Annotated in this window: 16 protein-coding genes; 8 read left to right on the top strand and 8 right to left on the bottom strand. The window is 66.9% G+C overall.

The annotated features are described in order from the left end of the window. Window positions 1-178: 178 nt before the first annotated feature. The 3 genes from NFX52_RS25570 to NFX52_RS25560 form a co-directional block, all read right to left on the bottom strand. The gene (locus NFX52_RS25570) at window positions 179-2,272 is read right to left on the bottom strand and encodes a hypothetical protein (protein WP_242701197.1); all 2,094 of its coding nucleotides are present in this window, start codon (window positions 2,270-2,272) and stop codon (window positions 179-181) included. A gap of 139 nt (window positions 2,273-2,411) precedes the next feature. Further along, window positions 2,412-2,735: a YnfA family protein gene (locus NFX52_RS25565; protein WP_207402001.1), complete on the bottom strand. Its 324-nt coding sequence runs from the start codon at window positions 2,733-2,735 to the stop codon at window positions 2,412-2,414. Beyond that, window positions 2,735-3,460 carry an ArsR/SmtB family transcription factor gene (locus NFX52_RS25560; protein ID WP_055396148.1) on the bottom strand — a complete coding sequence of 242 codons (726 nt, stop codon included), beginning with the start codon at window positions 3,458-3,460 and terminating at the stop codon, window positions 2,735-2,737. The genes NFX52_RS25565 and NFX52_RS25560 overlap by 1 nt, the downstream gene beginning before the upstream one ends. A gap of 78 nt (window positions 3,461-3,538) precedes the next feature. Here NFX52_RS25560 and NFX52_RS25555 point away from each other — a divergent pair, with 78 nt between their 5' ends. Together NFX52_RS25555 and NFX52_RS25550 are read left to right on the top strand one after the other, a co-directional pair. Next, window positions 3,539-3,883, top strand: coding sequence for an NIPSNAP family protein (locus tag NFX52_RS25555; RefSeq protein WP_010465174.1), 345 nt, complete (start codon window positions 3,539-3,541; stop codon window positions 3,881-3,883). Further along, window positions 3,880-4,224, top strand: coding sequence for an antibiotic biosynthesis monooxygenase family protein (locus NFX52_RS25550; protein ID WP_055396150.1), 345 nt, complete (start codon window positions 3,880-3,882; stop codon window positions 4,222-4,224). Before NFX52_RS25555 ends, NFX52_RS25550 begins: the two co-directional genes overlap by 4 nt. Window positions 4,225-4,409: 185 nt before the next feature. Here NFX52_RS25550 and NFX52_RS25545 read toward each other — a convergent pair whose 3' ends face one another. The 5 genes from NFX52_RS25545 to NFX52_RS25525 form a co-directional block, all read right to left on the bottom strand. Beyond that, entirely contained in the window at window positions 4,410-5,159 is a 750-nt protein-coding gene (locus NFX52_RS25545) for a hypothetical protein (protein ID WP_055396152.1), read from the bottom strand. A gap of 28 nt (window positions 5,160-5,187) precedes the next feature. Further along, window positions 5,188-5,745, bottom strand: a complete 558-nt coding sequence (locus NFX52_RS25540) for a GNAT family N-acetyltransferase (protein WP_055396154.1) — start codon at window positions 5,743-5,745, stop codon at window positions 5,188-5,190. A gap of 183 nt (window positions 5,746-5,928) precedes the next feature. Next, a complete protein-coding gene (locus tag NFX52_RS25535; protein WP_055396210.1) occupies window positions 5,929-6,588 on the bottom strand; it encodes a class I SAM-dependent methyltransferase in 660 nt (219 codons plus the stop codon). 182 nt (window positions 6,589-6,770) lie between these two features. After that, window positions 6,771-7,100, bottom strand: a complete 330-nt coding sequence (locus NFX52_RS25530; RefSeq protein WP_055396156.1) for a hypothetical protein — start codon at window positions 7,098-7,100, stop codon at window positions 6,771-6,773. Between the two features lie 380 nt (window positions 7,101-7,480). Next, entirely contained in the window at window positions 7,481-8,905 is a 1,425-nt protein-coding gene (locus NFX52_RS25525) for an FAD-binding oxidoreductase (protein WP_207402002.1), read from the bottom strand. Between the two features lie 170 nt (window positions 8,906-9,075). Here NFX52_RS25525 and NFX52_RS25520 point away from each other — a divergent pair, with 170 nt between their 5' ends. From NFX52_RS25520 to NFX52_RS25495, 6 genes are all read left to right on the top strand, one after another. Continuing rightward, window positions 9,076-9,762, top strand: a complete 687-nt coding sequence (locus NFX52_RS25520; RefSeq protein ID WP_055396160.1) for a TetR/AcrR family transcriptional regulator — start codon at window positions 9,076-9,078, stop codon at window positions 9,760-9,762. A gap of 67 nt (window positions 9,763-9,829) precedes the next feature. Next, window positions 9,830-10,828 carry a Bug family tripartite tricarboxylate transporter substrate binding protein gene (locus tag NFX52_RS25515; RefSeq protein WP_055396161.1) on the top strand — a complete coding sequence of 333 codons (999 nt, stop codon included), beginning with the start codon at window positions 9,830-9,832 and terminating at the stop codon, window positions 10,826-10,828. Further along, window positions 10,825-12,354: a carboxylesterase/lipase family protein gene (locus NFX52_RS25510; protein ID WP_207402003.1), complete on the top strand. Its 1,530-nt coding sequence runs from the start codon at window positions 10,825-10,827 to the stop codon at window positions 12,352-12,354. Before NFX52_RS25515 ends, NFX52_RS25510 begins: the two co-directional genes overlap by 4 nt. A gap of 100 nt (window positions 12,355-12,454) precedes the next feature. Further along, on the top strand, window positions 12,455-13,027 hold the full coding sequence (locus NFX52_RS25505; RefSeq protein ID WP_055396165.1) for a hypothetical protein: 573 nt from the start codon (window positions 12,455-12,457) through the stop codon (window positions 13,025-13,027). A gap of 22 nt (window positions 13,028-13,049) precedes the next feature. Continuing rightward, complete coding sequence (locus NFX52_RS25500) at window positions 13,050-13,463, top strand: DUF2752 domain-containing protein (protein WP_252635871.1); 414 nt, start codon at window positions 13,050-13,052, stop codon at window positions 13,461-13,463. 213 nt (window positions 13,464-13,676) lie between these two features. Next, window positions 13,677-14,392: GntR family transcriptional regulator (locus tag NFX52_RS25495; protein ID WP_252635870.1), on the top strand; the 716-nt coding region annotated here is incomplete at its 3' end.

Genomic DNA, 14,392 nt, shown 5'->3' with positions numbered 1-14,392 from the left:
GGTGCTTCGCTGCCCCCGCCACCGCCGCAGGCGGTAAGCCCGGAAGCAGTCATCCACAAGGCAAAGTGACGTCGTGTGAGAGCGGAAGCGGCTGTCTCGTCAGGTGGGTTCATGAAGAATCTCCGAAGTGTGAACAAGGGGTGCAGTCATTCAGCGGTGGATGCGCGCGCATGCCGTCTCAACCGGGAAGACCCAATCGCAGCACGCTGTTTTCGCTGCCTACGTACAGGCTGTTGGCATCCGGGCCTGGGCTGATGAACTTCACCAGGTTCAGGCTGCCGGGCAATGAGCCCAGGCGCACGCCGGCCGGGGTCGGATCGGCCTGCCCGGCCACCAGCTCCAGGCCCTTGGCCATCGTCCAGCGGTACACGCCGCAAGGGCTGGACAGGAACACCTGGCCCAGCCGGCTGGGCAGGACGCACAGCTGCTGGTAGGGCATCAACTCGCGCCGCTGGGTGTCCAACCCGGGCAGCGCAAACGCTTGGCGCGTGGCGCCTTCCAGCCGCACCAGTTCGGGCGCATAACGCTCGAACTCGCCCTGGGAGGTCAGCACCGTGCGGTTGCATAGCACCCATGACACCGGGGACGCCGTGCCCTCGAAGGCGATATCGGTGATGTCCAGGTACCAGGGGCGCTGGGCCAGCGGCGGATAGTTGGCCGCGGAGTAGACCTGCTGCGGGTCACCCAACAGCACCTGCACCTTACCTGTGGCGCTGATGGTCCCGATCAGGGACGTGCCTTCGCCGGTCGGGTTGCTGCCGCCGCCACCGCCCGCGGGCAGCGTGCGGGTGGCAAACCACAGCAAGCCCGTGGTGTCCGGTCGAAGCACCTGCAGCCCCCCGTACCCCGCAAAAACGCTGCTTTGCACCCACGGTTCCCACACCGTGCCGCTACCGTTCTTGGGCGTGCGTAGCACCGTATTGGTGGAGCGGTCGTAAGTCAAAAGATAGCCGTAGGCGATGGCCAGCAGGCCGGTGCGCCGGTAGGGCAATGCGGTGGAGGCCACTTGGCCGGACGGCGCCACGGTGCGCACGGGCGGTGCAGCGCCGCCGTAGGTCGTGCCCGCGCCCACTGCCACGAACAGCGGCCCAGACCCTTCGGAGATGGCGTGGGCGCCTCCGGTGAAGTCAAAGCGGGCAGCGTCTCCCACGCCATCCGTATGGCCCAGCTGGTCCGGCAGCCCGACCCACGCCGACAGCGGCGCCGTGGGCGCCTGGGACGGATCCAGCAGGTACAGCTCTGCGGGGTACTGCCAAGAGTTGGGCGCGCCGAGGTCGCGGCGAATACGCAGCGCGAGGTGGCCAGTGGCGGGGTTGGGGGCAGCCACGTCCAGTTCGCCCGGAAGCTCCCGCGCGTTCTGCCGCGTACCGTCCAGCGCGTAATGCGCCACGGTTCTGGCGGCAGCGTCGTAACCCCAGTACCTGTCGGCGCTGCCTTTGACGGGCGCCAAGGGCACGGCGCTGCCGCTGGGCCAGCTGCTGGGCAGGACGTTCCATGCATAAACGCCTGGCGCCGTGTTGGCCAGTTCGGCCCATTCCACGCGGCTCTGAGCATCAATGAACATGCGGATGGCCCCGGTGGGAGACACGAGCAGGCGGCTACCGTCGGGCACTGCAAGCAGGGAAGTCACCGTACCGTCCGGTGCCAGTGCGCGCAGCGTCCGGTGCGCAGCAACGAAGGGCCTGTCGAGGAAGTACACCAGCCCGTCTCCGCCCAGAACGGGGGAGTCGAATCGGCAGATCTGGGCTGTTGCGCCTTTCCCGTCTTGCATTACGTCTGGCTCGCCGGGGGCTCGGCTCCTACCCGCCACAACCTGCAGCGTGTCGCCTTCCCACGCGCAGACGACCTGTACCGGACCAAAGAACAGCGCGACCAAGTAGCGTCCGCTCGCGTCCACCACCCCCGATATGGCGTGTTGGGTGAAGGCGGAGCCGTACGTCATGGTGCCCTGGGCGGAGACGTGTCCGATCCGCTGGGTGTCGCTTCCCCTGCCCACAAACCACATGTCACCCTGGGTGCTGAAGGTCAGTCCAATGATTTCCTGGGGCAGGCGGGCTTGCGTGTCCTTACCGCCGAGGAACCCGATGCCACCTAGGCCGCCCGCCATCAAACTGAGCGAGGCTGGCCCCGGCGCGGGACCGGGCGGTGGGGCTGGCGCGGGGGCGCCCTCTCCCCCGCCACCGCCGCAGGCCGACAAACCAGAGGCCGTCATCCACAGGGCAAAGTGGCGGCGAGTGAGGGCAGAGGAAACCTTCTCGGTCGAAATGCGCATGGACAGTCTTGTGAAAGTTGAGAGATCACTGCTTATAAAACACCGATGTAGCAAATGTGGAGGTTGTTACCAGGAGTTGCAGTGACGCGCGTGCCAGCTGTGAGCACCGAGCACTGCGGGCACGCAGAGTGCGCGGGCGTTAGCGCGCGGGCTGCAGCATGATGATCGCCATGCCCGCCAGCGCTACCAGTACGCCCGCCGTATCCCAGACGGTGGGCCGAATGCCATCGACTATCCACAGCCAGGCCAGCGCCGCGCCGATATAAACCCCGCCATAGGCCGCATACACGCGCCCCGCGCCGGCGGTGTCATGCAGCGTGAGCAGCCACGCGAACAGGGCGAGGCTCAGCGCTGCAGGGAGCAGCAGCCACATCGGTTTGCCCTGTTTGAGCCACAGCCAGGGCAGGTAGCAACCCACGATTTCAGCCAGGGCGGTGGCGATGAAGAGCAGCAAGGTCTTCATCATTGTTCGGGGCCGCGAAGGGCGGTGGATGGTGGTGTCTCTGGGCTGGTTGCCAGCCACTGGCGCAGCGCCAGTTCGCCCCTGGCGGTGAAGTGCACGACGCGCGAGCCCTGTGCCCGGTGCGCCCATCCGCCGTCGAACAGGCGTTGCAGCAACGCAGCGCCCAGCGCGCCGCCCAGATGGTGGCGGCGCTCGCTCCAGTCCAGGCAAGGGCGGCACAGCATGCGCCGCTGTTGCGCCAGTGCCGTGGTGTCAATGTCCACCTGGGCAAACCACTGCGCGCCTGCGGGCGTCACCGCTGCACCCTGGGGCGTGGCGTCCAGCAGCCCCTGGCGCACCAGGGCTTCGTAGAACTGCACGCCCACTTCACCGGCCAGGTGGTCGTAGCACATGCGCGCGCGGCGCAACGCGGGCTCCCGGGGGCTTGCGCGCAGGCGCACGGCACCGGCGCGAAAGGCCACGTTCATGAGCGATTCCAGCAGGTGCGCCACATCGCGATCGGCCAGCCGGAAGTAGCGGTGGCGGCCCTGGTGCTCGACGGTCAGCAGGCCGGCATCGAGCAGCTTGGCCAGGTGGGCACTGATGGTCTGCTTGGTCACGCCTGCCACCGCCGCCAGTTCGGTGGCCGTGAGTGCGCGGTCGGCCATCAGGGCCGTGAGGACTTCGGCGCGCGCGCTGTCGCCAATGAGCGCGGCAATGCGCGCGATGTGGGGGCCATCTTTCATGGTTCGATCTTGGGCGAACCATCGAAGGACGTCAACCGCCTATCGTGAAGCCCTGTCCACCAACGACTTCTGAACACCATGATCACCTGCTTTATCCGCTACGACATCGACCCCTTCCAGCGCGAGCTGTTTGCCGAATACGCGCGCCGCTGGGGCCAGATCATCCCGCGCTGCGGGGGCCACCTGATCGGCTATTTTCTGCCGCACGAGGGCAGCAACTACGAGGCCTGGGGGCTCATCGGCTTTGAGTCGCTGGCTGCCTATGAGGCCTACCGCGCCCGCCTGCGCTCCGACCCTGAAGGCCGTGCCAACTTCGCCATGGCGCAGGAAAAGCGCTTCATCCTGCGCGAGGAGCGCACGTTCACGCAGGGCGTGGAAGGCACGCTGGACCTGCCCGCACACCCACTGGAGATCAGTGCATGATGGCCGTCATTTTCGAGGTACAGCCCGCTCCGGGCCAGCAGGACGCTTATCTGGGCGCTGCCGCTGCGTTGCGGCCTTTGCTGGAGCAGATCGACGGGTTTATCTCCATCGAACGGTTCGAGAGCCTCAGTGCACCCGGCAAACTGCTGTCGCTTTCGTTCTGGCGTGATGAGGAAGCGGTGGCGCAATGGCGCCAGATGGAAGCCCACCGCGCCACGCAGAAAGCAGGCCGCGAGCGGATCTTCGACAACTACCGCCTGCGCGTTGCCGCCGTGGTGCGCGACTACGGCATGCACGACCGCAATCAGGCTCCCGCAGATTCACGATCAGTGCACACCTGACGGGAGCCTGCGCTCCCGGCTACGACGGCCGTACTGCCGGGCAAGCCTCGCCATGGCCGCGTTTCGAACTGTGGTGGTCTGCACCAGCGCAGGAGAAAGGGGGCTGCCACCCAGATTTGCTGCCGGGTCAGAGCCCATCGGCGGCGGATGCGGAGACGGGAGAGATCCGCAGGAGGGGCAAGCCTTCAGCAAGGTGACACAGCGCCGCTCATGCTGCCCTGGCACAGGTGCAGGCTGACCCGCGCCCGGTTCAATAGCAGATCGCACAGCCATGCGTACACCAGCGCGATGTATGCCAGCTGCGCCCAGCCCACGTAGCTGCCGAACACGACGGTGTGCAGCCAGTTCTGGCCCCAAAGGTAGATGGCGCTGCTTGCCAGCGTGGCAAGAAGGAGGGTGGCGGTGGCCGGCACCAGCGATACCCCACGGGCGCCGTGGGGTCGCCGCCAGGCGGCCAGGCCCAGCAGGGCGAATGCCAGGGCATTGGCACCGCTGAAGATGCGCAATTCGCGCAACAGCTTTTCGGCCGTGTCCATGTAGGCGCTGCGGATCAGCGCATCGAGCTGGGCCTGCATCTGCTGTGCGGTGCCAATCTGCAGTTCCAGCTGTTGTTGCCGCCGTTTGCGGCACTCGCACGCCGGAATCCCCATCTCGGCCGCAATGGCCGCGACCCGGGCGGGCAGGCCCGCAGACAGCGCCTTGCGAGCGGCGTCGATCTCCTGCTCCTTGCCGCGCAAGAAGACCCGCGCCTGGGCGCTCAGAAAGCGTTCGTCCAGGGCCCGGAGCTTTTCGCCCGTCTTGTGCTCGATCTGCTGGCGGATCAGCTCGCGCGCACCGTGTTCAATCCAGGTAGGTTGCAGCAGCGATACCAAGAGCAACCCGCCGAAGGCGGCGCTGCCCAGCAGGGACAGCAGGAGTACGAAAGAGCGAAACAAGGTGGAGATCTCCGATGTGCAGTTCAGCTTAGCTCTGCGCAGACCGTACGTCGGCACATCCACTTTCGAGTACCAGCCGGCCCAGTGCGGGCCCCGTCAGCCGGTAGCTCAGCCGTTCGGCCACGCGCTCGGCCCCCAGGCTTTCGTAGAACAGGATTCCCCGGGCGTTTGAAGCCTTCACAGGCCAGTCGATGCGGCGGCAGCCGTGTTCCATGGCATATCGGGCGAGCCCGTGCATGAGCGCCCGGCCAGCACCCTGGCTTCTTGCGGCCGAACTTACATACAACTCTTTGAGCTGGCAGTGTCTGCGTTGGTCCTCTGCAAATTCGACCAACGAATACACCAGCGAGAACGCCGCCAGGCCCACCACAACGCCATCACTGCGCGAAGCCACCAGCAAACGCTGGGCGGAGCCGGGCGCCAAGAGGTTCTGGCGAAGATGCTCCATCACCACCTGCCGAGGGGGTGTGGCGCCTTGGTTGTAGAAGGCGTGCAGTTCGCACAGCAGGTCGACCAGTGATGCATGCTGGTGTTCGGCGACCAGTTCAATACGAAAGCGGTGTTTTGTGGGATGGGGGGCCTGCATATGGTTTTTTCCCAGGAAGCGTCTGCAACAGGACGAGCCGCGCATTCTGGCCCCTCCTGCGTGTCCAACGGCCACCGCATCACAGTCGGTACACGCCCTGCGGCGTGCTTCGCGCAGGGGTAAGTTGGTCAGGACTTCCGTGGGCCATGCCGACCGTGGGTGCGCGTTGTGTGTACCGCCTGCCTAGGCTTTCACGGCAATCACTTCCATACAGACGCGGTACCTCTGGCTGATGCCATAGCGCACGGGCTTGAAGCCACATTCGGCCAGCAATGCATACAGGCGGTCGCGGTCGAAGTTGTGATAGTGCTCGATTTCACCCCAGTACGGGTTCGCATTGCCGGCATCCAGTGCCTTCCAGACCATGGAGCCGGAGTTGGGCATGGAGATCAGCAGCACGCCACCCGGTTGCAACAGTCGGTGGGCGGCATGCAGGCCCACCTTGGGATACGGCATGTGCTCCAGCACATCTGCCATGCTGATCACACTGGCGGGGCGCGACAGCTCGAACCCTTTGACATCCTGGCAATGGGCTGCCACGCCCCATCGGCGCAACTCTTCCACCGATTGCGGACGCAGATCCAGGCCCACAGGCTCGAAGCCGTACTCGTGCGCCGTGAACAGAAGCGATGCATTGCCAAACCCCACGTCCAGCCACGTGCCGCCGGTCTGGTAGGGCAGCACTTTCTCAATCATCTGCGCAGACACATAGCGCTGTCGCTCCAGGTCATAGCCCACCACCTGGGATTCGTTGGTGCCACGGAAAACGATATTCAGCGCTGCTTCGGTGTAGTAGCCGCTGCGAAAAACATGCTGGCACGCCGCGCATTGGCTCCAATGCATGGTGCGAGAGAGTTCTTGGCTGTAGCGAGGGTGGTGGGAACAGTCCGCACTGCGCAGCGGACGAAAGGCTTTGCTCTCGCACAACGGGCATGCCTGGTAGTCGATCAACTCATTGGCCAGGACTGCGGGGGTGTTTGCTGGAGGCCTGTAAGTCACCGGCGCAGCTGGGAAGGAGTACTTGATCATTGCCTCATTCTAGGAGCCTGTGATCTGCGCATGAGGAGCGCCCTGGCGTCACGCCGAATTGCAAACGCCGCAAGCGCAAAGAGCGCGGCCCACGAGACGAAAGCTCCGGTCAGTACGTGCAGGAGGTAGGCCGGGGCTCCGCCCTCGGGCACGAGCCAGTACACCACCGCAGTGGGAGTGATGTGCACAAGGAGTTCAGCCGTTTGGATGCCGGGCCACAGGTAGGTGGTCGAAGCCCATCCAGGCGGCAGGACCGCCAGCGCCAACGCGCCGACAGCCGCCGAGAAACCGATACCGACCAGCACCGCGGCGCGCAAGCCCTTCATGCGGCCAACCAACGCTGCACGGTTCTAGTGCCCCGAGTTGGAGATTCGTTTCATAAAGACGTCGAGAATCGCCGCCATGCAGCGTTTCAAATCCTCGCGATAGCTACGGCTATCGCTGTGGTTTGCGCCTTGCCTGACGACGATTTCGACCTCTTTATTTCATCAACGAACTTCCAACTCGGGACACTGGCGTGCTGCTTCCAGCAACTGATGGAAGCGGGGCGGAGCGCTGGGACAGATCGAGCGGCGTGAAAGCGAGCCGTGCACCACAAATGCTATAGAAACAATAGCTTTTCGCGCTTGTCAGACAAGCGCCAGGTGCCAAAAAACCTCCAATCCGAGCCGCGCCAGTCAGCGAGCCCGTTCACGCGGCGGCTCACTCACAGCGCAAAAATTTTCCCCGGATTCAGGATGTTCTTCGGGTCCAGCGCGCGTTTGATGGCGCGCATCATGTCCACCGCGCCCGTGCCGGTCTCGTCCAGCAAAAAGCCCATCTTGTGGATGCCCACGCCATGCTCACCGGTGCAGGTGCCGCCCATGCTGAGGGCGCGGGCCACCAGCGTGTGGTTCATGGCTTCGGCCTTGGTGCGTTCTTCGGCGCTGTTGGGGTCGATGAGGTAGCCGAAGTGGAAGTTGCCGTCGCCCACGTGGCCGACGAGGAAGTAGGGGATGCCGCTGGCTTCGACCTCGTCCACCGATTCGAGCAGGCAGTCGGCCAGGCGGCTGATGGGCACGCAGGTGTCGGTGCTGATGGCGCGGCAGCCGGGGCGGCTTTGCACGGCCGCGAAGTAGGCGTTGTGCCGGGCGGTCCACAGGCGGGTGCGTTCTTCGGGCGTGCTGGCCCATTCAAAGGCCTGGCCGCCGAATTCGCTGGCAATGTCTTGCACCATCTCGGCCTGTTCCTTCACGCTGGCGGGTGAGCCGTGGAACTCCATCAGCAGCATGGGTTCCTCGCGCAGGGTCAGCTTGCTGTGTGCGTTCACCATGCGCACCGTGTGGTGGTCGATGAGTTCCACGCGCGCAATCGGCACGCCGATCTGGATGATCTGGATGGTGGTGCGCACAGCCGCTTCGATGCTGGGGAAGGAGCAGATGGCTGCGCTCACGGCTTCGGGCAGCGGGTACAGGCGCACGGTAATCTCGGTCATGATGCCCAGCGTGCCCTCGCTGCCCACCATCAGGCGCGTGAGGTCGTAGCCCGCGCTGCTCTTTTTGGCGCGGGTGCCGGTGTGGATGACTTCGCCGCTGGCGGTCACCACCTCCAGCGCCAGCACGTTTTCGCGCATGGTGCCGTAGCGCACGGCATTGGTGCCGCTGGCGCGCGTGGCGCACATGCCGCCGATGCTCGCGTCGGCGCCGGGGTCGATGGGGAAGAACAGGCCGGTGTCCTTGATGGCTTCGTTCAAGGCCTTGCGCGTGATGCCGGGCTGCACGGTCACCGTGAGGTCTTCGGCATTGATGCTCAGCACCTGGTTCATGCGGCTCACGTCGATGCTGATGCCGCCCTGCACGGCCAGCAGGTGGCCTTCAAGCGACGAGCCCGCGCCGTAAGGGATGACGGGCACTTCGTACTGGCTGGCCAGTTTCACCGCATCGGCCACATCCTGCGTGCTTTCGGCAAACACCACGGCGCTGGGCGGCGGGGCCTGCAACGAGCCCTCGTCGCGCCCGTGCTGCTCGCGCACGGCCTGGGCCAGCGAGCACTGCGCGGCAAAGCGGGCCTGCAGCGCATCGATGAGGGCCTGGGGCACGTCGCGCAGCTTGATTTCGGGCAGCAGGTGGGCGGCAGCGGTGGGGGCGTTCATGGTGTGTGTCTCCGGTGGGTGCGGTCAGTGAGAAGCATTCTAGGTTCGGCCCCGTGCAAGGGTTCTGGGTAATCCAACTTGGGCCTGTGCGGGGATGCGGGTATTCACGGGCTTGCTGGTCCACGGCAGCATAAATACATTACGTTCGAAATGTATATTGTGAAAGCGCCATGAACCACCGTGTTTCCCCCAAGGCCGGGGTGCGCCGCACCCATGCCGAGCGCAGCGCCGCCACGCGCCAGCACCTGATCGCCACGGCCATCGACGTGATCCAGCGCCGCAGCCTGGAGGAGATGTCTATCCACGAGCTGGCCAAGTCGGCGGGCATGACCTCGGGTGCGGTGCTGCACCACTTCGAGTCGAAAGCGGTGCTGATGATGAATGTGCTGAGCGAGCTGATCGAGTCCACCGTGCGCTCGGGCGAACTCTGGCCCAGCCCCGCGCTGCCCGCGCGCGAACGGGCCGCGAAGTTTGTGCAGGCGGTGTGGAGCCTGGTCTATGCGCAGCCGCGCTTCATCGTGGCCTGGAACATCTACCTGGGCTGCCGCAACCAGCCCGAGGTGCTGGGCCACATCGCCGAGCTGCGCCAGAGTGTGCAGACGCGCATGCACGAAGGCTTCTTCACGGCCTTCCCCGAGCTGGCGGCAGAGCCCGACCGCGATGGCCTGCTGGGCATGGTGCTGTCGTCGTTGCGCGGGCTGGGGATGCTGCAACTGTTTGCGCCAGCACAGCCATCAGCGCCCGATGCCGTCCAGCAGGCGCAGCTGTCCTGCCTGGCCGACTGGATCGCCACCCGGTGCGAGGCCGCAGCAGCCTCTGCGGCCACGCCCGTGAAGGTGCGCACGCGCCGCCGCTGACCCGTCTTTGCCTGCACGCCGCGCCGATCAGGCATCCCTCGCTTAAAACATCACCAGGAGACACACCATGACTTCGGCTTCCACGCGCGCTCCGCGCCTCCTCGCGCTCGCCGCACTCGCTTGCCTGGCCGGTGGCGCCCTGGCGCAGCAGCCGGGCGGCTATCCGACCAAGCCCATCCAGCTCATCGCCCAGCAACCGCCCGGCAGCGGCTCGGACGCGATGACGCGCGTGTGGGCCGACTGCGCCGCGCGCGAGCTGGGCCAGGCCGTGGTGGTGCAGAACAAGCCCGGGGCCAATGGCATCCTGGCCATCAACTACCTCAAGTCCCAGCCTGCCGACGGCTACAGCCTGCTGAGCATCGGCATGTCGCAGATGACGATCACGCCGTATGTCTACAAGCAGCCGCCGTATGACCCGCAACACGACTTTGATGGTGTGGCCGTGCTGGGCACGTCGCCCCTGGTGTTGGCCGTGCCGCCCGGCATGGGCATCGCCAGCCTGGCTGACCTGCAGAAGCTGGCGCGGTCCAAGCCCGGCGGCATCAACTTTGGCTCACCGGGCAAAGGCAGCCCTGCGCACCTGCTCACCTCGGCGCTGGTGGACAAGCTGGGCGTGCCCGGCACCCATGTGCCTTTTGTGGGCGAGGGTGCGGGCCTCACCGCGCTCATGGGCCAGCAGATCCATGCGATGACGTTGGTGATTGGCACGGCGGCGGCCCAGGTCAAGGCGGGCAAGCTGGTGCCGCTGGCGCTGTTTGGTGCCCAGCGCTCGGCGCTGCTGCCCGATGTGCCCACCATCGCCGAGGCCCTGCCCGCCGCCAGCGACCTCGCGCGGCCTGCGTGGATTGCGGTGGTGGCCAAGGCCGGCACCTCGCCCGAGCTGCTGAACCGGCTCAATGCCGTCACCGAAAGATGCCGTGGTGGTGATGCGCAGTACAAGTCCCGCCTGGAAGCCATGAACGTCACACTGACCACTTCCACACCCGGCGATGCCCGCACCTGGGCGGCCCGCGATGCGGCTGTGTGGCGCCCGCTGATCGACAAGCTGGGCCTGGCCACGGAATGACGGCGGGCACGGCGGCGCCGCTGGTCACGCTGCCCCATGGCGGGCAGCTGCGCGGCCTGTGGGAGCAGGGCGTGCGCGTGTTCCGGGGTGTGCCGTATGCCCAGGCGCCGCGCGGCACTTTGCGCTTTGCGGCGCCGGTGCCAGCGCTACCGTGGCCTGGCGTGCGCGATGCCACCGAGTTTGCGCCGATGGCACCGCAGCTGCCCCGCACGGCGCGTGCGGATGCGCCCATACTGGGGGGCGAAGACTGCCTGGCCGTGAACGTATGGGCCCCGCCTGCAGAGCCCGGCGCCCGCCTGCCCGTGATGGTGTGGGTGCATGGCGGCGGGTTCTTTCGCGGCGCGGCCAGCGAGCCGCTGTACGACGGGGCGTCGTTTGCGCGCCAGGGCGTGGTGTTTGTGTCGCTGCAGTATCGCTTGGGCATCGACGGTTTCCTGCATTTCGAGGACGAGGCTGAGGCTGGTTCGCCAGGCGGTGCAGCGCCCGCCAATCGCGGCCTGCTGGACCTGTTGGCCGCGCTGCAATGGGTGCGCGAGCACATCTCCGCCTGGGGCGGCGACCCGGCGCAGGTCACGGTGTTCGGCCAGTCGGCCGGTGCGGGCGCACTGGCCTGTGTGCTGGGCATGCCCGCATCGCGCGGGCTCTTGCAGCGCGCCATCTTGCAGAGCCCGAGCGTGGCGTGCCAGACGCTGCAAGAGGCCGCCGCTGCACGCCGCGCCGTGGCTGCGCTGGCGGGGGTGGCGCCCTCCCTGGCTGCGCTGGGTGTGGCAGCCCCGCCTGCCGTGCTGCACGCGGTGCACCGCCTCGCGGCAGACCCGGCCCTGCGGCAGCAACACGGCCTGGGCATCCGCAACTTCTTTCCCCTGCGGCCCGTGGTGGACGGGCAGGTGCTTGTTGCGCCGCCGCTGCAGGCGCTGGCGCAGCAGTGGGCGGCGCACCCGCCAGACTTGCAGGTGCTGGTGGGTTGCAATGCCGAGGAGATGCGCCTGTACCACGTGCCGGGCGGCGCGATGGACCGCGTGACCGAGGCGCAGGTGCTGGCTTTTGCGCAGGAGGTGGGTTTGGGCGCGGACGCGGTGCAGGCCCTGCGCGCCACATTGCCGCCCACACACCCAACGCCCGGCGAGCTGCTGTGTGCCCTGCAGTCCGACTTTTACTACCGCGTGCCCGCCCAGCGCATTGCAGCGCTGGCCAGCCGCTGGGCCCGCAGTGCCCATGCCTACGAATTCGCCTGGCCTTCGCCGCAGTGGCGGGGGCGCCTGGGGGCGGCGCATGGGGTAGAGCTGCCGTTTGTTTTCGGCAACCTCCACACCGCCACGGGGCAGGAACTGACAGGGCCCAGGCCACCCACCGCGCTGGCTGCGACCATGCACAAGGGCTGGGTGGCGTTTGCACAAAGGGGCGACCCCGGATGGGCGCCGTACGCGGGCGTGCAACCGCTGGTTCAGCGGTTCGATGTGGCGTCGCCTGCGTATGCGCCCCACCCGGAGCCTGTGCGGCTCTCGCTGTGGGACGGTCTTCTCTGACAAAGTAGCCGCCGAGGTAGCTGCAGAGGTAGATGCCGGAGCGGTGGCTCGCTACACTGGTCCGGCGTCTTGTTGACGACTTCAAACAGAGGGGGTTGCCATGGCTTCAGCCAATGTGGGGGATTGCCTGTCGGGTGCCTGGGGCATCTTCAAGAACAACGCCATCACCCATGTGGTGTGCACCTTGCTGGTGATGGTGGTGGCCAGCATCAGCGCGGGCCTGCTGGCCGGGCCCATGGTGGTGGGCTACATGCGCATGATCGAGCGCGAGGCGCGCGGCGAAGCGGTGCAGATCGGCGACATCTTCCGGGGCTTTGACGACTTTGTGCCCGCGTTCGTGGCCGGGCTCATCAGCTCGCTGGTGGTGTCGCTGGGCTTCATGCTGTGTTTCATCCCCGGCCTGCTGGTCATGGCGCTGCCCCCGGTGGCGCTGTTCCTCGTGGCGCGCGGCGAGCGCGATGGTGTGGCTGCCTTCAACCAGGCCTGGAGCATCGTGACGAAGAACCTGGGCTCGGCGTTCTTTTGCTCGCTGGTGCTGGGCATCGTGGGTTCGCTGGGCTTTTTGCTCTGCGGGGTGGGCGCGTTGCTGACGCTGCCGCTGTCCACCATCGGCTCCTACTACATGGCGCGCCAGCTGGTGGGCGATGAACCGGTGGCGCTCCCTCCCCTCTGACCCCGGCCCTGTAGTGGTGCCGGTGACCAGATCGCCCGCCTGGCAGCCGCTGGACGGGAACGCTCGGCGGCTGCGGCTGGCGTTCGGCCTGGGCTGGCCGCTGGCCATGGCCGCCACGCCCTGGTGGCTGGGGCAGGGCGGGCTGGGCCTGGGCTGCGGGTTTCGCGCGCTGACGGGCATGCCCTGCCCGCTGTGTGGCGGCACACATGCGTGTGCGGCGCTGGTGCAGGGCGATTGGGCAGCCGCCTGGGCCGCCAACCCGGGCGCGGTGCTGTTGCTGGTGTGGCTGGTGCTGCTGGCGGGCCAGGCGGTGGTGGAAGGCACGCTGGGCCACCGCCGCACGGTGCGCTGGCCGTGGTGGCATCCGGCAGTGCTGGTGGCGGTGGGCGGCGGATTGCTGCTGCCCTGGCTGCTGCGCCTCGCGGGGCTCGGGTAGCCGGGTGCCCTCCTTCTTTCTCGTTCTTCTTTCTCTATTCCTTTCCAACTTTTCGGGCACGCGCGTGCACCGCTTGTGATGTGCGCGCACCACTTGCATGCAAAGCAGCGTGTCCGTGGTGCCAGGGAACCGCCCGGTGCACAGCCTCCGTGCGCCAGACTGGTGCATTCGGCTTGTATACCAGTTGGCACGGAACCTGCGTAACCGCAGGCAATGACCACCGCCACCGAGATCAGCAACCGCATCATCGAAGCCGTGATGGCGCAAAAACTCGCGCCCGGCTCCCGCCTGGGCGAGCAGCAACTGGCCATGCTGTTCGACTGCAGCCGCACCATCGTGCGCGAGGCGCTCACGCGGCTGGCCACGCGGGGCATCGTCACCGTCAGCGCCCGGCGCGGCTGGTATGTGATCGAACCCTCGCAGGATGAAGCGCGCGAGGCCTTCGAGGCGCGCCGCGTGATCGAACTGGGCCTGCTGCACCAGCTCAAGGTGGTGGACAAGGCCGCGTTGCGCCAGCTCAAAAGCCATCTGCAGCGCGAAAAGGCCGCGCTGGCGGGCACCGACGTGGGCATGCGCAGCTTTCTATTGGGCGACTTCCACGTATGCCTGGCTGAATGCCTGGGCAACAGCCTGCTGGCCGACACGCTGCGCGACTTCACGGCGCGCACCACGCTCATCGCCATGCTCTACCAGTCGTCGCACGATGCGGCGCAGAGCTGCGCCGACCACGTGCGCATCGTCGAGGCGCTGGAGGCAGGCGACATTGCCCGCGCCGAAGCGCTGATGTCCGAGCACATCGGCACGGTGCAGTCGGCCCTGCGCCTGCAGGCCAGCAGCGACCCGCTGGCGGGGCTGCGCGACGCACTGGCGCCGGTGCGCAAGAGCCCTGCACAAGCCACCCCATCAGCCCGCGCGCGCAAGCCCCGCGC

It is taken from the genome of Acidovorax facilis, from assembly GCF_023913775.1.
Classification (GTDB): domain Bacteria; phylum Pseudomonadota; class Gammaproteobacteria; order Burkholderiales; family Burkholderiaceae_C; genus Acidovorax; species Acidovorax facilis.
This window is presented reverse-complemented; position numbering and strand designations above follow the sequence as displayed.